At 59.4% G+C, this 21,775-nt stretch carries 17 protein-coding genes; 3 read left to right on the top strand and 14 right to left on the bottom strand.

Features of this window, described 5'->3' with window-relative positions; genetic code table 11:
* Nucleotides 1-5: 5 nt before the first annotated feature.
* From urtC to urtA, 3 genes are all read right to left on the bottom strand, one after another.
* Nucleotides 6-1,199 (bottom strand): urea ABC transporter permease subunit UrtC, encoded by a 1,194-nt coding sequence (gene urtC, locus J2Z75_RS23810; RefSeq protein ID WP_209855404.1) that lies wholly within the window; start codon nt 1,197-1,199, stop codon nt 6-8.
* Complete coding sequence (urtB, locus tag J2Z75_RS23815) at nt 1,196-2,803, bottom strand: urea ABC transporter permease subunit UrtB (protein WP_209855405.1); 1,608 nt, start codon at nt 2,801-2,803, stop codon at nt 1,196-1,198. The genes urtC and urtB overlap by 4 nt, the downstream gene beginning before the upstream one ends.
* Nucleotides 2,804-3,123: 320 nt before the next feature.
* The gene (gene urtA, locus J2Z75_RS23820; protein ID WP_407692811.1) at nt 3,124-4,413 is read right to left on the bottom strand and encodes an urea ABC transporter substrate-binding protein; all 1,290 of its coding nucleotides are present in this window, start codon (nt 4,411-4,413) and stop codon (nt 3,124-3,126) included.
* A 224-nt stretch (nt 4,414-4,637) separates the two neighbouring features.
* Here urtA and J2Z75_RS23825 point away from each other — a divergent pair, with 224 nt between their 5' ends.
* A complete protein-coding gene (locus tag J2Z75_RS23825; protein ID WP_209855406.1) occupies nt 4,638-8,033 on the top strand; it encodes a hybrid sensor histidine kinase/response regulator in 3,396 nt (1,131 codons plus the stop codon).
* Nucleotides 8,026-8,949, top strand: a complete 924-nt coding sequence (locus J2Z75_RS23830) for a response regulator (RefSeq protein ID WP_209855407.1) — start codon at nt 8,026-8,028, stop codon at nt 8,947-8,949. Before J2Z75_RS23825 ends, J2Z75_RS23830 begins: the two co-directional genes overlap by 8 nt.
* A 4-nt stretch (nt 8,950-8,953) precedes the next feature.
* On the opposite strand, the gene J2Z75_RS23835 is transcribed toward J2Z75_RS23830, so the two are convergent.
* From J2Z75_RS23835 to J2Z75_RS23845, 3 genes are all read right to left on the bottom strand, one after another.
* Nucleotides 8,954-9,211, bottom strand: a complete 258-nt coding sequence (locus tag J2Z75_RS23835; protein ID WP_209855832.1) for a hypothetical protein — start codon at nt 9,209-9,211, stop codon at nt 8,954-8,956.
* 429 nt (nt 9,212-9,640) lie between these two features.
* Entirely contained in the window at nt 9,641-10,615 is a 975-nt protein-coding gene (locus J2Z75_RS23840) for a 2-hydroxyacid dehydrogenase (protein WP_209855408.1), read from the bottom strand.
* A 123-nt stretch (nt 10,616-10,738) separates the two neighbouring features.
* A complete protein-coding gene (locus J2Z75_RS23845; RefSeq protein ID WP_209855409.1) occupies nt 10,739-11,731 on the bottom strand; it encodes an alpha/beta fold hydrolase in 993 nt (330 codons plus the stop codon).
* Between the two features lie 238 nt (nt 11,732-11,969).
* Here J2Z75_RS23845 and J2Z75_RS23850 point away from each other — a divergent pair, with 238 nt between their 5' ends.
* A complete protein-coding gene (locus J2Z75_RS23850) occupies nt 11,970-12,422 on the top strand; it encodes a MarR family winged helix-turn-helix transcriptional regulator (RefSeq protein ID WP_209855410.1) in 453 nt (150 codons plus the stop codon).
* 106 nt (nt 12,423-12,528) lie between these two features.
* On the opposite strand, the gene J2Z75_RS23855 is transcribed toward J2Z75_RS23850, so the two are convergent.
* The 8 genes from J2Z75_RS23855 to J2Z75_RS23890 all read right to left on the bottom strand — a co-directional run bounded on the left by J2Z75_RS23855 (nt 12,529) and on the right by J2Z75_RS23890 (nt 21,769).
* A complete protein-coding gene (locus J2Z75_RS23855; RefSeq protein WP_209855411.1) occupies nt 12,529-13,647 on the bottom strand; it encodes a branched-chain amino acid ABC transporter substrate-binding protein in 1,119 nt (372 codons plus the stop codon).
* A 118-nt stretch (nt 13,648-13,765) separates the two neighbouring features.
* Nucleotides 13,766-14,110, bottom strand: a complete 345-nt coding sequence (locus tag J2Z75_RS23860; RefSeq protein WP_209855412.1) for a DUF6867 family protein — start codon at nt 14,108-14,110, stop codon at nt 13,766-13,768.
* A 116-nt stretch (nt 14,111-14,226) separates the two neighbouring features.
* Nucleotides 14,227-14,952 (bottom strand): ABC transporter ATP-binding protein, encoded by a 726-nt coding sequence (locus J2Z75_RS23865; RefSeq protein ID WP_209855414.1) that lies wholly within the window; start codon nt 14,950-14,952, stop codon nt 14,227-14,229.
* Entirely contained in the window at nt 14,952-15,824 is an 873-nt protein-coding gene (locus tag J2Z75_RS23870) for an ABC transporter ATP-binding protein (RefSeq protein ID WP_407692812.1), read from the bottom strand. Before J2Z75_RS23870 ends, J2Z75_RS23865 begins: the two co-directional genes overlap by 1 nt.
* Before the next feature lie 2 nt (nt 15,825-15,826).
* Nucleotides 15,827-17,389, bottom strand: a complete 1,563-nt coding sequence (gene livM, locus J2Z75_RS23875) for a high-affinity branched-chain amino acid ABC transporter permease LivM (RefSeq protein WP_209855416.1) — start codon at nt 17,387-17,389, stop codon at nt 15,827-15,829.
* Nucleotides 17,390-17,393: 4 nt separating this feature from the next.
* On the bottom strand, nt 17,394-18,296 hold the full coding sequence (locus J2Z75_RS23880) for a branched-chain amino acid ABC transporter permease (protein ID WP_209855418.1): 903 nt from the start codon (nt 18,294-18,296) through the stop codon (nt 17,394-17,396).
* A 302-nt stretch (nt 18,297-18,598) separates the two neighbouring features.
* Nucleotides 18,599-21,025 (bottom strand): GcvT family protein, encoded by a 2,427-nt coding sequence (locus tag J2Z75_RS23885; protein ID WP_209855421.1) that lies wholly within the window; start codon nt 21,023-21,025, stop codon nt 18,599-18,601.
* A 183-nt stretch (nt 21,026-21,208) separates the two neighbouring features.
* Complete coding sequence (locus J2Z75_RS23890) at nt 21,209-21,769, bottom strand: sarcosine oxidase subunit gamma (RefSeq protein ID WP_209855423.1); 561 nt, start codon at nt 21,767-21,769, stop codon at nt 21,209-21,211.
* Between the last annotated feature and the right edge of the window lie 6 nt (nt 21,770-21,775).

A 21,775-nucleotide genomic window follows, 5' to 3' on the forward strand; every position in this document is an offset into this window, starting at 1 on the left:
CGATCTTACTCCGCGGCCTGGGGTTCAAGTGTTGCAAGCTGACTCTCCGCCTTGGCAGCCGCCTTGTCCTGATAGGCCTGCTCGACAGCATCGGCCTTTTTCTGCTCCTTGCGGCGGGCAATGAACTGCTGGACCGTGCCGACGACGCCCTTGGGCAGGAACAACGTCGTTGCGACGAACAGGGCGCCGAGCGCGAACAGCCAGAATTCCGGGAAGGCGGCGGTAAAGATGCTCTTGCCGAAGTTGACAAGAATGGCGCCGATGATCGGACCGATCAGCGTGCCGCGGCCGCCGACGGCCGTCCAGATGACGACTTCGATCGAGTTGGCCGGCGCGAATTCGCCCGGATTGATGATGCCGACCTGCGGCACGTACAGCGCACCGGCGACACCCGCCATCATCGCAGAGACGGTGAAGATGAACAGTTTCATGTTCTCGACCCGGTATCCCAGAAAGCGGGTCCGGCTTTCGGCATCGCGCACGCCGACCAGTACCTTGCCGTATTTCGAACGGACGATGGCGGAGCTGAGGACCAGGGCCAGAGCCAGCGCTATCGCCGTGGCCGCAAAGAGCGCCGCCCGCGTACCGCCGGCCTGAACATTGAATCCGAGGATTTCCTTGAAATCGGTGAGACCGTTATTGCCGCCGAAGCCCATCTCGTTGCGGAAGAAAGCAAGCAGCAGCGCATAGGTCATCGCCTGGGTGATGATCGAGAGATAGACGCCGGTAACGCGCGAGCGGAAGGCGAACCAGCCGAAGACGAAGGCCAGCAGGCCGGGCACCAGAACAACCATCAGCGCGGCGAAGGCGAAATGGTTGAAGCCGTACCAGTACCAGGGCAGTTCCTGCCAGTTGAGGAACACCATGAAATCGGGCAGAAGCGGGTTGGCATAGACGCCCCGATCGCCGATCTGGCGCATCAGGTACATGCCCATGGCGTAACCACCGAGCGCGAAGAATGCGCCATGGCCGAGCGAAAGAATGCCGCAATAGCCCCAGACGAGATCAAGCGCCAAAGCCAAAAGGGCGTAGCACAGGTATTTGCCGAGCAGCGGTACCAGATAGCCGGGGACATGAAAGGCGCTGCCTTCCGGGATGAGAAGATTGGCAAGCGGCACGAGGGCAGCGGCAAGCAGGATCAGGAAGACCGCCCAGACCGTTTTCTTCTCGTGCCGGCTGAAAAGCATTTGCGTGATCATTGTTCGACCGCCCTTCCCTTGAGCGCGAACAGGCCGCGTGGCCGCCGCTGGATGAAAAGAATGATGAAGATGAGGATGAGAATCTTGCCCAGCACCGCGCCGGCATAGGGCTCGAGGAACTTGTTGGCGATGCCGAGCGTCAAGGCGCCGACCAGCGTACCCCAGAGATTGCCGACACCGCCGAAAACCACGACCATGAAGCTGTCGATGATGTAGTTCTGGCCGAGATTGGGCGAGACGTTGTCGATCTGGCTGAGCGCCACACCGGCCATGCCGGCGATGCCGGAGCCGAGGCCGAAGGTCAGCGCATCCACCCAGGGCGTGCGAATGCCCATTGAGGAGGCCATACGGCGGTTCTGGGTGACGGCGCGCATCTGCAGGCCGAACTTGGAACGCTTGAGCAGCAACAGCAGTGCGACGAAAACACCGAGCGAAAAGACGATGATCCACATGCGGTTGTAGGTGATGGCAAGGCCGCCGACTTCGAAGGCGCCGGACATCCAGCTCGGATTGTCGACCTGGCGGTTGGTCGGCCCGAAGATGGTGCGGATCGCCTGCTGCAGGATCAGCGAGATGCCCCAGGTGGCAAGCAGTGTTTCGAGCGGCCGGCCATAGAGCCAGCGGATGACGCTGCGCTCGATGCCGACCCCGACCAGCCCCGTAAACAGGAAGGCGGCCGGGACCGCGAAGGCGAGCGAATAATCGGTCATTCCGGGCGCCACCGAAGCGACCGTCTGCTGCACGACATAGGTGGTGTAAGCGCCGAGCATGACCATTTCGCCATGCGCCATGTTGATGATGCCCATGACGCCGAAGGTGATGGCAAGTCCGATGGCCGCGAGAAGCAGCACGGAGCCGAGCGACAATCCGTACCAGATGTTCTGCGCCACGTCCCATGCGGCAAGACTGGTTTTGATCGAGGCGATGTTCTTCTCGATCGCCGGCTTCAAGTCATCCGGCGCATTGTCCATGGCAGCGGTCAGGATGGTCAGCGCATCGCGGTTTCCGCGCGCAGCGATCATATCGATGGCCGCCTTCTTGTCCTCGGCGCTGGCATCGGTTTTCAAGAGGATAACGGCGCGGGCCGCTTCCATGGTCGCCTTGACCTCGGCGTCTTTCTCCTGTGCCAGAGCGGAATTCAACAGCGCGAGATTGTCCGGGTTTGCGTCCTTGAGCAAATCCTGCGACGCCGTCAGGCGGGCCGCACGGTCCGGGCTCAGGAGCGTCAGCTGGCTGAGCGCCGCCCCGATCGCGCCGCGCAGGCCGTTGTTCAACCTGATTTTGGCGAGATTTCCGGGAACCTCGTTTGCCGGCGCACCGGTCAGGGCATCGAGATACGCGCCGTCAGCCGCGCCTTCGAGATAAACCGCGCCGCCGGTCTTCGGCGCGTAAAGTTTACCGTCGGTGAGATTTTGCAGGATGTCGGCAACCTTCGGATTGCCCGACGCAGCGAGTGCTTTGACGGCCTCGATCTTCTGCGGAAAGCTGGTTGCGCCGAGCGCATCGACCAGCGGGCGGATGTCCTCCTGGGCACGCAGGCCCGTTGCAAGGCAACTGACGAGCAGGCAGAGAGCAACAAGGAAGGTCTGGATGGCGCGATACATGAGCTCTTCTTGTTCCGTTGGCTTGACGCCGCGCATTCACTGGAAAACGCTTCATGCCGGCGCTGTTGCTTAAGATTTCCGCAATCCGCTCGCCCGACGATCAGATCGGACAGGATCGGCATCCGGAACCGCGTCCCAAACGTCCACCATGCAGAAAACATGCCAAGCACGGGGCGCAGGGATGAAAGTCCCTCCGTCCAGATGGGAGATCTGGACGGAGGGTATTGGCATCAAATCGAAAGGTCATTGGATCAATTGGGGGAAACGGCGTTAAACCGTTTCCGGAATATACTGGCCTTGATGAAAATCATTCGATGAAATCAGGAGCCCTTGCCGCCGCACTTGCCGGTTGCAACGTTGAAGTTGCCGCAGGACATTGGCTTGCGCCAATCGGAGATCAGGTCTTTCGAGTCGGGCAGGTAATCGGACCATTCGTCGCCGACAACGGCAGGCGTCTGCTGCACGATTTCGAACTGGCCGTCTGCCTGGATTTCACCGATCAGCACCGGCTTGGTGATGTGGTGGTTCGGCATCACGGTGGCGTAGCCGCCCGAAAGGTTGGGAACGGTGGTGCCGATGATCGTATCGAGAACAGCGTCCGTGTCGGTGGTGCCAGCAGCCTCAACCGCCGAAACCCAGGCCTTGAAGCCGATATAGGCGGCTTCCATCGGGTCATTCGTTACACGCTTGTCGTTCTTGGTGAATGCGTGCCATTCCTTGATGAACTCGGCATTGGCCGGCGCATCGACGGACTGGAAGTAGTTCCAGGCAGCGAGATGGCCGACGAGCGGCTTGGTGTCGAGACCGGCAAGCTCTTCTTCGCCGACCGAGAAGGCGACGACCGGGATGTCGGTTGCCTTGATGCCCTTGTTGCCGAGTTCCTTGTAGAACGGAACGTTGGCGTCACCGTTGATGGTCGAAACGACGGCGGTCTTCTTGCCGGCCGAACCGAATTCCTTGATCTTGGCGACTTCCGTCTGCCAGTCGGAGAAACCGAACGGCGTGTAGTTGATGAGGATGTCTTCCTTCGGGATGCCCTTGGCGATCAGGTATGCCTCAAGGATCTTGTTGGTCGTGCGCGGATAGACATAGTCGGTACCTTCAAGCACGAAACGCTCGACGCCTTCGGTGTTCATCAGGTAATCGACGGCCGGGATCGCCTGCTGGTTCGGAGCGGCACCGGTGTAGAAGATGTTGCGCGAGGATTCTTCACCCTCGTACTGGACCGGGTAGAAGAGCAGCGAGTTCAGCTCTTCAAAAACCGGTAGGACCGATTTGCGCGACGACGAGGTCCAGCAACCGAAAACGGCCGAAACCTTGTCGACGGAGATCAGCTCGCGAGCCTTTTCGGCAAACAGCGGCCAGTCGGACGCCGGATCGACGACGACGGCTTCGAGTTTCTTGCCGAGCAGACCGCCCTTCTTGTTCTGATCCTCGATGAGCATCAGCATGGCGTCCTTGAGTGTGGTCTCGGAGATGGCCATGGTGCCGGAAAGCGAATGCAGGATGCCGACCTTGATCGTGTCTTCGGCGGCATAGACGCTGGAGAATGCTGTCGTGGCAAGCGCACCGGCCAGGAACGCGCTCATAACATGAGATTTGATTTTCATTGTGAACCCCTCTCGTTCTTTTGACGACGGCTCTTGGGAGACCTTTACCGTTCGTAAAGGAACTATCCGCTGGGGGCGGGCAATTCTGTATACGTCAATTGACGTAGACACCGGGGCGAAGTGTGCAATGCAGCACACTTAAGGATCGCGATTTTCTGTGTTACGACTTTGTTGCGGCCGCAAGGATGCCGATTGTCGATGACCCAAGGAAACGCACGCAGCAGATGACAGCACGCCAGCGCATCATTCCGGTCCGGCGCGAGTACAATCGCTGGGTCGCCAACCAGACGCTGGAAGACTATGCGCTGCGCTTTACCGCCAAGAGCGCCAGGCAGTTCTCGTCGCAGCGCATCTCGCAGACGGCGATCGGGGCGATCTCCTTCCTGGCGCTGGAAGCGATCGGCGGCGCCATCACACTCTCCTACGGCACGACCAACGCCATCATCGCCATCCTCGCGGCAAGCCTCGTCATGCTCGGCGTCGGCCTGCCGATCAGCCGCTATGCCATCCGCCATGGCGTCGACATCGATCTCCTGACCCGCGGCGCCAGCTTCGGCTATATCGGCTCGACGATCACCTCGCTGATCTATGCCTCGTTCACCTTCATGCTGTTTGCGATCGAGGCCTCGATCATGTCAGCGGCGCTGGAGCTGGCGCTCGGTATTCCCGTCTGGATCGGCTATATCATCAGTGCCGTGATGGTGATCCCACTGGTGACCCATGGCGTGCGGCTGATCAGCAAGTTCCAGCTGATGACGCAGCCGTTCTGGATCATCCTCAACATCCTGCCCTTCATCTTCATCGCGCTGGCCGACTGGAGCAAGTTCGACCTCTGGCTCGCCTTTGCCGGTGCCCACAAGGCAGCGGGTGCGCCCGGTTCCTTCGCACCATTTTCGCTCGTCGAGTTTGGAGCTGCCTCCGCCGTCATCCTCGCCCTGATGGCGCAGATCGGCGAGCAGGTGGATTTTCTGCGCTTCCTGCCACCGGAAGGGCAACGCAAATTGCATCATCGGTTCGCCGTGTTCCTCGCCGGTGCCGGCTGGGTGATCGTCGGTGCTCCGAAGCTGCTGGCCGGATCCTTCCTCGTCGTCCTGTGTCTCAGCGCCGGCGTCCCGGTGGAGGATGCCGCCGACCCTGCGCACATGTATCTGACCGCCTTCGGCTATATGATTCCATGGCATAACGCTGCCCTGCTGCTGATGGCGGCCTTCGTGGTCGTGTCGCAGCTGAAGATCAATGTCATGAACGCCTATGCCGGTTCGCTTGCCTGGTCGAACTTCTTCTCGCGTCTCACCCACAGCCATCCCGGCCGCGTCGTCTGGCTGATGTTCAACGTGGCGATCGCACTGCTGTTGATGGAACTCGGCATCTACAAGCTGCTGGAGGAAACGCTCGGCATCTTCTCGATCATCGCCATGTCCTGGCTCTGCACGATCTCGGCCGACCTGTTCATCAACAAGCCGCTCGGTCTTGCCCCGCCCAACATCGAGTTCAAGCGCGCCCATCTCTACGATATCAACCCGGTCGGCGTCGGGGCCATGACGGCGTCGGCACTGATCGCACTCACCGCACATTTCGGTCTGCTCGGCGCCTTGGCGGCGTCGCTGGCTCCCTATATAGCGCTGATCACCGCCTTCATCGTCTCGCCCGCCATCGCCTGGGGCACCAAGGGCAAATACTATCTTGCCCGCAAGCCGCGCCAGAGCTGGAAGAAACTCTCCACCGTCACCTGCTCGATCTGCGAGCATCCGTTCGAGCCGGAGGACATGGCCTGGTGCCCGGCCTATTCGGCGCCGATCTGCTCGCTCTGCTGTTCGCTCGACAGCCGCTGCCACGACATGTGCAAGCCGCATGCAAGCTTCAATGCCCAGACGGCGGTGGTCGCCAAGGCCCTGCTGCCGCAAAGGATCACGGAAACACTCTCCACCCGCCTTGGCCGCTACGGGATTGCCGTTGTTCTTTCCATCGCCGGCATCGGAGCCATCCTTGCCATGATCGCGCATCAGACCGGCACGGCCTCGCCGGAGACGGCGGCGGTGATCAACCGGACCGTCGGTGTGGTGTTCTTCGTCTTCGCTGTCGTGACCGGTGTCGTCTGCTGGTTCTACGTCCTTGCCCATGACAGCCGGCTGGTGGCTGAAGAGGAATCCTCGCGTCAGAACACCCTGCTCCTGAAGGAAATCGCCGCGCACAAGAAAACCGACGCGGCGCTGCAATATGCCAAGGAAACGGCAGAAGCGGCCAATCGCGCCAAGAGCCGCTACGTGGTGGGCCTCAGCCATGAACTCCGCACGCCGCTAAATGCCGTCCTTGGCTATGCGCAAATCCTCGAGCGCGACGAAACAATTCCCGCGCCGCGCCAGTCGGCCATCAAGGTCATCAAGCGCAGTGCCGATCATCTCTCCGGCCTGATCGACGGGCTGCTTGATATTTCCAAGATCGAGGCCGGTCGCCTGCAGGTCTATTCCAACGAGATCAATATCCAGGACTTCCTCGACCAGATTGCCGATATGTTCCGCCCGCAGGCGCAGGCCAAGGGTCTGATCTTCGAACACGACCGGGCAAGTGCTTTGCCGCAATATGTTCGCACCGACGAGAAACGCCTGCGCCAGATCCTCGTCAACTTGCTCTCCAACGCGATCAAGTTTACCGATGTCGGGACGATCCGCTTCGATGTCTCCTATCGCAGCCAGGTGGCGACATTTACGGTTTCCGATACCGGCCGAGGCATCTCTGAGACGGACCTACCGCGCATTTTCGAACCGTTCCAACGCGGCGAAGCCGAACACATTCGTCCGATGCCGGGTCTCGGGCTGGGGCTCACCATCACGCAGCTTCTGACCCAGACGCTCGGCGGTGAGATCGTCGTAGACAGCGAGCGCGACAAGGGTTCGACCTTCCGCGTGCGGCTGATGCTGTCGGCGATCAGTCGGCCTACTGCCTCCCTGCCCTCGGTGCGCAAGATCGCCGGTTACGCCGGTCCGCGTCGGACCATAGTCGTCGTCGATGACAACGAGGATCATCGCGACCTGATGCGAGAGGTGCTGATGCCGCTCGATTTCGTTGTGCTGACCGCGGCTGGCGGCACGGAATGCCTGACCCTGATCGAGGGCATCAAACCCGATCTCTTCCTCGTCGATATCTCGATGCCCGGCATGAATGGCTGGCAGTTGGTCACGCGGTTGCGCGATCATGAACAGACCGCGCCGGTCATCATGCTCTCGGCCAATATCGGCGACGGCACGGCCGCCGACACGCATACCGGCCACAACGACACCCTCGCCAAGCCCTTCGATATCCGGCAACTGCATGACAAGCTGGCGGTCCATCTGGCCCTCGAATGGATCTATGGCGATACGGTGCAGCCCGCGCCGAAATCAAACGGCAAGGGCAAGGGCAAGGTAAAGACTCCCGGCGCCGCCCATGTCGAGGAATTGATCCGGCTCGGAGAGATCGGCTATGTCCGCGGCATCGAAGCCAAGCTCGCCGATCTCGCGCGGCTGGAGGAAAATCAGCCGTTCACGGATGCGGTCAAGACCTATGTTCAGGCTTTCGACCTTGCCGGTTACGCCGACTTCCTGCAGAACATCAACAAACAGGGGAGACCGGCCGGTGAATGAAGCAGTGCATCCGCGCGACATAGTGCTCATCGTGGATGATTCACCGGAGACACTGGGGTTCCTCACGGATGCGCTCGAACAATCGGGGTTTTCCGTGCTGATTGCCACCTCCGGCAATGCGGCGATCAACGTCGTCGACCGCATTACGCCCGATGTCATCCTCATGGACGCCGTCATGCCGGGCATGGACGGTTTCGACACATGCCGGACGCTGAAGACAAATCCGGCCATAACCCAGGTTCCCGTCATCTTCATGACCGGCCTTACGGAAACCGAGCACATCGTCCACGCACTGGAATCCGGTGGCGTCGACTATCTCTCCAAGCCGATCAATATCGACGAATTGCGCGCCCGCATCCGCGTGCACCTTGCCAATGCGCGTTCCGCGCAAAGCGCGCGCGTGGCTCTGGATGCAGCCGGGCGGCATCTGCTCGCCGTGCGAAGCAATGGCACGATCCAGTGGTCGACCCCGCAGGCGACGCGCCTGGTCAATGCAGCCACCGGGCGCGACGACGGACTGGATACGCTCGCCATCCATATCCGCCAATGGCTGCAGGAACGGGAAAAACACGGCGTGTCGAAGGACGGCCCGCTCATGATCCAGCAGAACGGCCAGCCGGTGCTGCAACTCGCCTATCTCGGTGCCATCGGCGGTGACGAATTCCTGTTTCGGCTCACTGGCGTCAGCCAGACCAGTGACGACGAAACTCTTCGCCAGGCTTTTTCGCTGACTGTACGCGAGGCACAGGTCCTTCTCTGGATCGCCAAGGGTAAATCCAACCGCGATATCGGCGAGATCCTGGGATTGAGTGCTCGCACGGTCAACAAGCACCTGGAACAGATCTATGTGAAATTGGGCGTCGAGAACCGCGCCTCCGCCGCCGTCAAGGCGGCGAACGCGCTGCACGAGGTGTGAACGTTCAGTAGGAATGCGGGGGTACGAAGAGACAGAGGGTTCGGCTTTTCTCCTCGCCCGCCACCGAACACCAGTGGAATTCGCCATCCGGCGAGATCCTGACGCGCTTGTCGGCATAAGGCACGATCTCGCCTGTGATATTGATCACATAACCCTGCGGCTTCTCGCTGATCGCCTTGGTTGCGACCGGCCGGCAATCCTGATTCGAGCAGCAGGAGAACGGATAGCTCCAGCCCGACGGCGCATCATGCGCCTTGCCCATCGCCGGCCACAAGCTGGCTGCGATCAACGGCGGTATTACCCAACGGAAGTACGATGTGCCTTCCTGTATGAAGGGAATAGCAATCGCGACATGTCCATCGCCGATGGGGCGGCAGGTTACCTTTGACGAGCGCATGAAGAACTCCTGGTTTGGGACCACTGCTGTTCCCGCCCTTCAAGCGTTTCTTCCCGCATACCGGCTGACGCCTGGCAACTTTGCCGGCACCGACATCGGCAAGGTCCCTTCCGGGATCCTGCTTCCGTTCCTTGGCTTGGCGCCGCCGGCACACAGTTTAGGCGACGCGAAAGCCTGCCTTATATTTAATCAATATCTGCCGATTCCCGCCCGTGAGCAACCGCCGTCCAAAGACAATCATGCTGCGTTGCAATATCGCAACAAGCTAAAATTTAGTCTTTTGAAGCCAGGAGCTTACGCCACGCGGTCCAGCAACTCCCTACCCTCGAAGAAGGCCGTGACGTTCTCGACCACCTTCATGCCCATGGCGGTGCGTGTCTCTTGAGTCGCGCTACCGAGATGAGGAAGCAACACGACATTTTCGAGAGTCCGCAGCCGCGCTGGAACATTGGGCTCCGCCTCGAAGACGTCCAGTCCGGCACCACGGATGACACCGGTTTCCAGCGCCTCGATCAAAGCGTTTTCATCGACGACGTCGCCGCGCGCGGTATTGATCAAAAACGCTTCCGGTTTCATCAGGGCCAGTCGCCGCGCATTGATCAGATTCCGGTTTTCGCCGCCGCCCGGGCAATGCAGGGAGACGAAATCGGCGGTGGCCAGCACCTCCTCGACGGTATCCAGCTGCCGTGCACCATAGCGCGTCGCTTCTGCCAGATCGATTTTCGACCTGTTGTAGAACACGACGTCCATGTCGAAGCCGAAATGACAGCGTTTCGCCATCGCCTTGCCGATGCGACCAAACCCGATGATCCCGAGTATCTTGCCCGTCACCTTGGTGCCGATCATGTGCGTCGGCCGCCAGCCGGTCCATTCTCCGGCGCGGACTTGCCGCTCGCCCTCGCCGGCCCGGCGCGCAACGGACAAAAGCAGCGACATCGCTATATCGGCGGTGCAATCGGTCAGCACGCCCGGCGTGTTGGTGACCACAATGCCGCGCGCCTTCGCAGCGGCGGTGTCGATGTGATTATAGCCGACGCCGAAGTTCCCCAGAATTTTCGTGCGGATGTCGCTCCCCTCGAAAAGCGAGGCCGGGAGGCGATCGGATACTGTCGGCAAGACCGCATCGAAGGAACGCAACGCCTCAGTGAGCGCCCCGGCGTCCATGGCGATATCAGCGGCATTGAAGGATGCATCGAACCGCTCGGCCAGGACGCGCTCGACGGCATCGGGCCAGCGGCGGGTGACGAGGATACGTGGTTTCTGGGTCATCGGCTGCTCCTGACTGGAATCTGGAGCAGACAATTACCACGGCAACGGCCGCAATCCAGCGGCCAATTGGTAGAAAGAGATATGCCGATCGGGGCGCTGGAGACAACGCCCCGATTGTTTCATTTAGCTCTTCAGGAAAGCGAGCATGTCATCGTTTAGCTGCTGCTTGTGCGTATCGGTGATGCCATGCGGCGCACCGGCATAGACCTTCAACGTGGCATGCGGCACTAGCTTCTTCGAGGCACGAGCCGCAGCATCGATCGGCACGATCTGGTCGTCGTCGCCATGAACGATCAGCGTCGGCACGTCGAACCCCTTCAGATCCTCGGTGAAGTCAGTTTCCGAGAACGCCTTGATCGAGTCATAGGTGTTCTTGTGGCCGCCGGTCATGCCCTGCAGCCAGAAACTGTCGATCATGCCCTGCGAAGCCTTGGCGCCGGGGCGGTTGAAGCCGAAGAACGGACCGGAGGCAATATCCTTGTAGAGCTGTGAACGGTCGGCGATCGATGCCGCACGGATTCCGTCGAAGACCTCGATCGGCAGACCGCCGGGATTGGCAGCCGTCTTCAGCATCAGCGGCGGTACAGCGGAGATCAGGCCGGCCCTGGCAACCCGGGCCGTGCCATGGCGGCCGATATAGCGGCTGATTTCGCCGCCGCCGGTGGAGAAGCCGAACAGGGAGACGTTCTTCAGGTCCAGTACCTCGATCAGATCCGCCAGGTCATCGGCATAGTGATCCATGTCGTTGCCGTCCCAAGGCTGGGAAGAACGCCCGTGCCCACGGCGGTCATGGGTGATGACGCGGAAACCGTTGTCGGCGAGATGCAGGGCTTGCGCCTCCCAGCTGTCGGACGAGAGCGGCCAGCCATGGCTGAGGATAACCACCTGGCCATCCTTCGGGCCCCAGTCCTTGTAGTAGATTTCGACGCCGTCGCGCGTGACGATGCTATCGACGCTGCGTTGAGCCGGAGCCTGGTTAGCCGTAGCAGCCTGATCCTGGGCGGCGGCAGTCGAACCGCTCAGAGCGCTCGAAACGACGGCGATCCCCGCTCCGCCGGCGCTGGCAAGCAGGATATTGCGGCGGGAAAAATTGTGTTCGTTGGTGCTGTTGGACATGACGTTCTCCTTCTTAATCTGCGACGCAGGGCGCGGTGCATTTTTATTTCGTAGCGATTTAATCGTGCACGATATTAAAAATCGGAAATCGACCAAGATCATCATGATCGGAAACCACATTAGATCGTGCACGATTAAATCGTTATCGATATTTATTCCCGCGAGATTTCGATGTCAATACCTTGCGATTAAATCGCGAACGATTTATTTTAAAGCTATCAATTGAAGGACGAACACAATGGATCAGACATCGAACGTTGAAAGGGATATCGCGAAACTCGACGACTTCCTCTGTTTCGCGATCTACTCCGCCAATCACGCGCTTAACCGCGTCTACAAGCCGCTTCTGGATGCTGTTGGGCTGACGTACACGCAATACATCGCCATGGTCACGCTGTGGGAGCGGGATGACCAGACCGTTGGAAGTCTCGGGGAAAAACTGTTTCTCGAATCAAGCACGCTGACACCGGTGCTGAAGCGCCTGGAAACCCTCGGCCTGATCGTGCGGACACGCGACAAGGCGGACGAGCGGCAGGTGCGGGTGCAATTGACAGCAACCGGCCAAGCGTTGCAGGAAAAGGCAAAAACCATTCCCGCTTGCATTCTGCAGGCAAGCGGTCTGGACATGGGTGAGCTGACGCAGCTGAAGACGGAAATCGCAACACTGCGGTCATCGCTGTTGCGGGAGTGAGCCGGCCCGAGATATCGGGCCATAACGGACCGAGAATGCAGAAAGGCCCGGCAATGCCGGGCCTTTCGCGGTCCAGAAGGACCAATCGGCGCTAGACCGAAAACGATTATTCGTTTTCGAAGTAGCTGAACTTGCCGTCGTCACCCTTCTTCCAGGTGTACATGACGTAGTCCGGACGCGTGATGTCGCCCTTGTCGTCATAGCCGAATTCACCGATGACGGTCTTGAACGGACCCTTGCCCTTGATGTTCTCGGCAACAGCCTGCGGATCGTTGCCGCCGGTCGTCTTGGCAGCTTCTGCGATGACCTGCAGGGCAGCATAGGAGTACAGCGTGTAGGCTTCAGGCTCGAAGCCGGCAGCGCGGAACTTTTCGACGAGTTCCTTGGCGTTCGGGTTTTTGCGCGGATCCGGAGCAAACGTCATCAGCGTGCCGTTGACAGCGTCGCCAGCGATCGAAGCAAGTTCGTTCGAAACGATACCGTCGCCCGACATGAAGGTTGCCTTCAGGCCTTGGTCGGCAGCCTGGCGTTCAATCAGACCGAATTCGGTATGAAGACCACCATAGTAAACTACCGTTACGCCAGCTTCCTTCATCTTGGCGATCAGGGCCGAGAAGTCCTTGTCGCCGGCAGTGATACCTTCGTATACGACTTCCTTGACGCCGGCTTCGTTGACGGCAGCCTTGGTCAAATCAGCGAGACCCTGGCCGTAAGGCGTCTTGTCGTGAACGACGGCAAGCTTGGCGTCCTTGAAGTTCGCAGCGATATAGGCACCGGCAACGGCGCCCTGCTGGTCGTCACGGCCGCAGGTACGGAAGGTGTTCCACAGGCCACGCTCTGTGAAATTCGGGTTGGTGGAAGCAGGAGTGATCTGCAGGATACCATTTTCAGCGTATACTTCCGAAGCCGGGATCGAAACGCCGGAATTGAAGTGACCGATAACGAACTTGACGCCGTCAGCAACGAACTTGTTGGCAACGGAAACACCCTGCTTCGGATCGGAAACGTCGTCGCCGAGTACGATCTTGATCTGCTCGCCGTTGATACCGCCAGCAGCATTGATATCAGCAGCAGCCTGCTCAGCACCCTTCTGGAGCTGTGCGCCGAACGCTGCGTTCGGTCCGGTCAGCGGGCCAGCAACACCAACCAGCAGGTCAGCCCATGCAGTGCCGCTGAAAGCAACCATTGCAGTCAGCGCAACAGCTGACAAAAGTGACTTTTTCATCTCGTTACTCCCAAAAAATTGAGCGGGTGTTTTTAAAACCAGTCACGATACCCACCATAATCGCGCCGGTGTTCTTGTATCCGCTTCAGCGCACACAGCGCCGCTGCGGGGTTCCCTCTTATTTGGCTTTCCAGGAAAAAGGCGATGCCTTCTCGTAAAGCCAGTAGTAATTGTTGGCCATCTGCTTCGTACGGTAGTAGCGATAACCCGCGAAAGCAAACAACAAAAGCACGATCGTGTCCACGATATAATACTGCAAAGTCAACATCGTGCCGTTGAAGAGCGCGTGGTGGATGAAGCGGATCGCGACGCCGAGAAGCAGCGTGTAAATGATCAATACCGGATAGTTCTTCCAGCCTTCCGCCGTACTTTTTCCCGTCCGCCATGCCGTCCAGCCGCCCATCACCACGGTGATGAGCGCAAACTGCAGAACAGTCGGTTCTTCAAAAAGAATGCCTTGCATCCCGTTTCTCCCTCAAAGCGCCTGGCAGGCGTCGGATAGCGATGCGTACCCGCGCATATCGATTTCGTCCGTTCGCCCGCAGCCCGGCAAGAGTACCGGCGTGGGCAATCAAGCCATCAATGATGGCCACCTTCCAGATAGGCGGCCCGAACTTCCGGATTGGCCAAAAGTTCTTTGCCGCTGCCGCTCATCGTCACCTTGCCGTTGACCATGACATAACCACGATCCGACAGTTTCAATGCAGCAAAGGCGTTCTGCTCGACCAGGAACACGGTCAGCCCCTGTTCCTTGTTCAGCACCTTGATCGCCGCGAAGATCTGCTTGACGATCAGCGGCGCCAGACCCAGCGACGGCTCATCGAGAAGAAGCAGTTTCGGGCGTGCCATCAGAGCGCGGCCGATCGACAGCATCTGCTGCTCGCCGCCCGAAAGCGTGCCGCCGCGCTGCGCCTGTCGCTCCTTCAGGCGCGGAAACAGCGTGAAGATCTTTTCGACGTCCTCGTTGAAATATTTCAGATTGTCTAGGCTGGCACCCATCTGAAGGTTTTCATAGACGGTCATGCGCGGGAAGATGCGTCGGCCTTCCGGAGACTGGGCGATGCGCAGCCGGGCAATCTCGTGCGTCGGCATATGCGTGATATCCTGGCCATCAAAGGTCACCGAACCGGTGCGCGCCTGCGGGCTGCCGCAGATGGTCATCATCAAGGTCGACTTGCCGGCGCCGTTGGCACCGATCATGCAGACGATTTCGCCCTTGTTGACCTCGACGTCGACGCCGCCAAGCGCCCGGATGTTGCCGTAATATGTTTCAACGGCCTTTACCTGGAGAAGCATGTCGCTCATCAGTGCGCTCCCCCCGTTTCGCCTTCGACTTCGGCAATCACGTCTTCGACCTCATCATCCTCGACACCGAGATAGGCAGCAATCACCTTCGGATCATTCTTCACATGGTCGGGATTACCGTCCGAGATCTTCTGGCCATATTCCAGCACGACGACATGGTCGGAGATTTCCATGACGACGGACATGTCGTGCTCGATCAGCAGGATCGAGGTGCCAGTATCGCTGCGGATGCCACGCAGCAACTCGTTGAGCGCCAGAGATTCGCGCGGGTTGAGACCGGCGGCGGGCTCGTCGAGGCAAAGGAATTCCGGGCCGGTGCACATGGCGCGGGCGATCTCCAGACGGCGCTGGGCGCCATAGGGAAGATCGCCGGCCGGATCGTCGGCGCGGTCGGTGAGGTTTGCCTTGTCGAGCCAGTATTTCGCCTGCTCGATCGACTGCGCCGCAGCCTTCTTGTAGGTCGGAAAGCCGAGAAGACCGAGCACGGTATAACCCGAAGCCATCATCAGCTTGTTGTGCTGGGCGACAAGCAGGTTTTCCAGCACCGTCAAGCCGGAAAAGAGCCGGATGTTCTGGAAGGTACGGGCAACCTTGGCGTCGCGGTTGACCTCGAAATCCGACATGCGCTCAAGGAGAAACTCCTTGCCCGCCTTCTGCCGCATCGTGATCATGCCCATCGTCGGCTTGTAGAAGCCGGTGATGCAGTTGAAGACCGTGGTCTTGCCAGCGCCGTTCGGACCGATGAGCGCGGTGATGTCACCACGATACGCTTCGAACGACAGGTCGTTGATGGCCATCAGTCCGCCGAATCGCATCGACAGGTGATCGACTTTGAGAATGGGATCTTTCGTCATCATATTCGTTCCGGCCATGATCAACCGTGACCTTCCTTGGTGAAGCTGCCGGAGACACTCTTGCGTTCGCGCAGGAATGCCGTTGGTTCGCGCGAGCCGACGAAGCCACGTGGCTTCCAGACCATCACGACGATCATGGCGATACCAAAGAGAAGCATGCGGTAGAGTTCCGGCGTGAAATCCTCCCCGAAGATTTGCTTCAGAAGGCTCATTTCGCGCAGCAACTCCGTTCCACCGATCATCACGGCGGCAGCCACGGCGATGCCGACGAGCGAGCCCATGCCGCCGAGAACGACGATGGCAAGGATGATGGCCGATTCCAGGAAGACGAAGGATTCAGGCGAGACGAACCCTTGGCGAACAGCGAAGAATGAGCCCGCGAACCCGCCGAACATGGCACCGATGGAAAAGGCGGTCAGCTTCGTCGTCACCGTGTTGATGCCGAGCGAGCGGCAGGCAATCTCGTCCTCGCGCAAGGCTTCCCAGGCGCGGCCGATCGGCATGCGGCGCAGGCGGATGCTGACGAACGCCGTCAGCAGCGCCAGGGCCAGGATAAGATAGAACAGGAAAATCTTGTAATAGGCCGACGACATCGGCAGGCCCATCAGGGCTGCGAAACCATCCTTCGACGCATCGAACTTGATGCCGAACAGGGTGGCCTTGGGAATGCCGGAAACCCCGAACGTACCTTTGGTGACTTCAGTCCAGTTTATCAGAACCAGACGGATGATTTCGCCGAAGGCCAGCGTCACGATGGCAAGATAGTCGCCTTTGAGCCTCAGCACCGGGAAACCGAGGATCATGCCCCAGAAAGCGGCCAGAATGCCCGCGAGCGGCAGCAGGATCCAGAAGGACAGCCCGAAATAGCTCGACAGCAACGCGTAGGAATAGGCCCCGACGGCGTAGAAGGCAACGTAACCAAGATCGAGCAGGCCGGCGAGACCGACGACGATGTTCAAGCCCCAGGCCAGCATCACATAGATGAGAATCTGGACACCGAAATTATCGACCCACTTCAGTGAACCCTGCACCCCCGTCAGCGCCAGGATGACCGGCGGATAGAGGATCAGCGCAATGATCGCCAGCATGCTGAAATTCGCAACGATATAGGCGCGAAAGTAGAAGAATACCGATGCCAGCGTATAGACGACGGCAGCGCCGCGGATCAGCGAGAGATAAGCACCGGCCGTCGGCGAAATAGACGCCGAGATCGTACCCCCGAAGATCATCAGCCCCAGCCCGATAACGGCCGCGGCGATAAATACGGGCAGCTTGAAGAATCGGGTCGCTACGCTGTCAGGCAGAAGCCCAGTGACGAGGTTGGTGACTTTCTGGCGCTCCATGAACGGCCGAATATAGGCCACCATGGCAAACCGGCCGACCGCGGCAACGGCGACGAAAATCGCAAGAAGTCCCCAGCGCTGAACTAGAATGAGTTCGTTCAGGATGTTCTGGTCGGTTTTAAGCCCTACGAACAGAACGAAGAGACCGAGGGAGATGAGGCCGGCGTAAAAACCTTCACGCAAGGCCCGCGCCGTCAGGTTGCTGTCGGCGCTTACGGGTGTGGACGTGGTGTTTGCCATGAAATTATACCTTCTCGACTTCCGGCCGACCCAGGATACCGGACGGCTTGAAGATCAGCACGACGGCGAGGATCGAGAATGTCGCGACATCCTTGTAGTCGATGGTGAAGTAGGCAGACCAAAGCGATTCGATGAGACCGATCATGATGCCACCCAGAACAGCGCCCGGCAGCGAGCCGATACCGCCGAGAACAGCAGCCGTGAACGCCTTGACGCCCGGGGTGAAGCCGTCGGTAAAGACGATGACACCATAATACATCAGGTACATGGTACCGGCGACGGCAGCGAGCGCCGCGCCCATGACAAAGGTGATCGAAATCGTCTTGTCGACGTCAATACCGAGAAGCGCCGCCATCTTGCGGTCCTGCTCGGTGGCGCGCTGGGCGCGGCCGAGCGGCGTGTGATTGACGATATACCAGAAGATCGTCAACAGCACCGCCGTAACCAACACGATGATGATCTGCTTCAGCGAGATCGAGATACCAAAAACTTCGTAGACCGACGACACCATGGATGGGATCGGCTTGTTGCGCGGGCCTTGCGTTACCTGAATGAAGTTCGAAAGCGCAATCGACATACCGATCGCAGTGATCAGTGGCGCCAGACGGAACGAACCGCGCAGCGGCCGGTACGCCATTTTTTCGATCACCCAGTTCCACAATCCGGTCATCAGCATTGCCACGATGATCATCACGAACAGCGCGAGAGCAATGGGTATGCCGCCAAATACGGACAGCAGCAACAGATAGACGATCAGAGCTGAAAAACCGCCAAGCATGAAAATATCGCCGTGGGCGAAGTTCACCATGCCGATAATGCCGTAAACCATTGTGTAACCAATGGCGATCAAACCGTAAATCGAGCCAAGAGTCAGCCCGTTGACGAGCTGCTGGACAAAATACTCCATCTATATCCCCCGGGTCTGATCCTATTAGGTCAGACCTCTTGTTTTAGAAGCTCTTTCCGAGCCTTTTCGATAGGGGATTCCATAATGCTTTCGAAACAAAAGTGAAGCGTAAAATGATGGTTTCCTGAAATTCTTTGCCAATTTGGTGATATTGACGCTTTAACAGCCAGAAAATCAAAAAAATGGCGGTTTGCAGCACTATTTTAGGCACAAAACCGTGAATCCTACGGCTGGCGGCCGGCATAGCGCTTGCTGAAGCATATTCGCCACCAGCCAGCGCTATGCGATGGTCACCAAACCTGTCAGGATCGCATGCGCGACCCGTTGGCGTCGAAAAGCGGCTGGACCTGCAGGCGAGCGGTCAGCATTTCGCCGAGCAGTTCGACCTGCCATCCTTCCGTCTCGTCGGCAATCTCCTTTGGCACGTAACCGATGGCAACCGAGACGCCCGACGCATGAGCATAACCGCCCGAGGTGACCCAGCCGCGCACTTCGCCGTTGAGATAGATCGGCTCATCGCCGATGACATCCGCGTCCCTGGCGTCGATGATAAAGGTGCGCAGGCGCAACGTTCCGCCCTCTGCCTTCTCCTTCGTGGCAGCCGCCTTGCCGATAAACTCGGCGTCCTTCTTCAGGGCGACAAAACGCCCGAGCCCGGCTTCGAACGGACCATAGAGCGGCCGGTACTCGCGCGACCAGCTGCCGAAGGATTTTTCGACGCGCAGGGCGTTGAGCGCCCGCAGGCCGAACGGTTTGATGGAAAATTCGGCGCCGACCTCCATGATCAGGTCGTAGAGATAACGCTGATATTCCGGTTTCATCCAGATTTCGTAGCCGAGGTCGCCGGTATAGCTGACGCGACCGACGATGGCCGGGGCCATACCGAGATCCATACGGCGGATATCCATAAATGGGAAGGCAGCATCCGACATGTCGAGATGGGTAAGCCTGGAGATCAGCGCGCGGGAATTCGGACCCGCAATCGACAGGCCGACCAGCTGCAGGTTCAGCGCCTTCAACGTCACGGAACCATCCTTCGGCAGATGGCTCTCGAACCAGCGCATGTGATAGTCCTCGGCAATACCGGAGCCGATCAGCAGGAAATCGCCTTCGCCGAGCTTCGCCAGCGTGAAGTCGCCGATCAGCTTGCCGTCGTCCTTGAGCATCGGGGCCAGAGACATGCGCCCGGTCGCGGGGATGCGGCAGGTCAGCATCCGGTCGAGCCAGGCTTCCGCGCCTTTGCCGGTGATCGTGTATTTGGCAAAGCCGGAGGTTTCCATCAGGCCGACACTGTCGCGCACGGCCTTTGCCTCGGCACCGACGACATCGAAATCGTTGGAGCGGCGCCAGGAGAATTTATCCTCCTCGCCCTGTGGCGCAAACCAGAGTGGCGCTTCGAGACCGTAGGAGGCACCGAAGACGGCGCCGGCCTCCTTCAGCTTGTCGTAGATTGGAGTGGTCAGGAAAGGCCGTGCGCCCGGCAGTTCTTCGTTCGGATAGCGGATCGAGAAGCGGCGGGAATAGTTTTCGCGCACCTTGGCGTTGGTGAAGCCGAGAGTCGCAAAGTCGCCGTAACGCGAGACGTCCATGGCAAAGACGTCAAAGCCCGGATCGCCGTAGATGATCCAGTTGGCGAGTGCCAGCCCGACGCCGCCGCCCTGGCTGAAACCGGCCATGACGGCGCAGGCCGACCAGTAGTTGGTGAGGCCGCGCACCGGCCCGACCAGCGGATTGCCATCCGGCGAGAAGGTGAAGGGGCCGTTGATGATCTTCTTGATACCGGCATTGTTGAAGGCCGGGAAATGGCGGAAGCCAACCTCGAGCTCGGGCGTGATGCGCTCGATGTCCTCGGCCAGCAGTTCATGGCCGAAATCCCAGGGCGTGGTGACCGGCGACCATGGACGGCAGGCCTTTTCATAGGTGCCCATCAGCATGCCGTTGCGTTCCTGGCGCAGATAGATCTCGCCGTCGAAATCGACGCAGTGCATCAGCTCCTTGCCGCGCGTCTGGTTGAACTCGATGACTTCAGGCATGTCCTCGGTGATAAGGTACATATGCTCCATGGCAAGAACGGGAAGTTCCAGCCCGGTCATGCGGCCGACTTCGCGCGCCCAGAGACCGGCGGCATTGACGATATGCTCGGCGATGATCTCGCCCTTGTTGGTGATGACGCGCCAGGAGCCGTTTTCCAGCTGCACGAGGTCCTCGACCTTGGTGTGCAGATAGATGTCTGCGCCGTTCTTCTTGGCGGACTTGGCATAGGCATGCGTGGTGCCATAGGGATCGAGATGGCCTTCCACCGGATCGAACACCGCACCGACGAACTGGGTCGGATCGAGCAGCGGCATCAGTTCATGCGCTTCCTTGGGGCTGAGCAGTTCGGCTTCCAGCCCCATGTAGCGGCCCTTGGCGAGGATCGACTTCATCCAGTCGAACCTTTCCTTGGTCGCGGCCAGCATCATGCCCGAGGTCATGTGCATGCCGATATCCTGGCCGGAATAGTCCTGGATTTCCTTGTAGAGTTCGACCGTGTATTTCTGCAGCTTGGCGACGTTCGGGTCGCCGTTGATCGTGTGCATGCCGCCGGCGGCGTGCCAGGTCGAGCCGGAGGTGAGTTCCGAGCGTTCGAGGAGAACGACATCGGTCCAGCCGAATTTCGTCAGGTGATAGAGGATCGAACAACCGACGACGCCGCCGCCGATGACGACGACCCTGGTGTGGCTTTTCATGGATATTCTCCGGTTTCCGGCGGGCTCACGGAAAAGCGTCCCCGGTCAGTTGAGCGAAATCTTGGCTGTCGAAACCGTAGTGGGAAAGTCGACGCGGATAAAGACATCCCTGCGAACAGGTCTTGCCCATTCCCGTCATCCGCTGCTTCAGCCGCGCCGTAAAAGCGGCATGCAATGACGCTTTTACCCTTGCGCCGAAAAATCGGCCGAAAGGTCGAACTCCCGTCCCATCAGGCGCAGGTCGTCAAACAGCGACTCGGCGAAGCTGCGCATGACGATCAGCTCGAATTCGTTCTCGCCGGTGCGGGCGAGATTGATGCTGATATGTCCACAGAGAACGTTCGACGACGTGCCTATTTCGAAAACTGCGGGATGCAGATCGATACCAATACCCTTTGCGAGGATTCGCCGGACATTGGGACCGGAAAGCCTGAGAACAACCCGGCCATCGCTCTGGTCGAAAACAGAGGCGGTCTCGGCAAGCAGCAGCGAAAGATTGCGGCAAAGACCCTCCGGCGTGTCCGATTGCGAGACCGCCAGCCATTCGCCAGGGGCGACGAACCGCAACGACATATCGCCCGCCACCGCAAGGCCCGCGGCCACGGCAGCGTCCTCGCCATCCATCGCCATCACGGTGGCAATCGCAGTTCCGCGCGGAACGTCCATATGATCGACGGCGCGGATGCCTGGCTCAAGCGGGAGGCGGTTTTCAAGAGGGTGGCGGGAAATGTACGGCATTGTCATGTCTCG

Origin of the sequence: Rhizobium herbae, from assembly GCF_017873135.1 — a bacterium.
Lineage (GTDB): Bacteria > Pseudomonadota > Alphaproteobacteria > Rhizobiales > Rhizobiaceae > Pararhizobium > Pararhizobium herbae.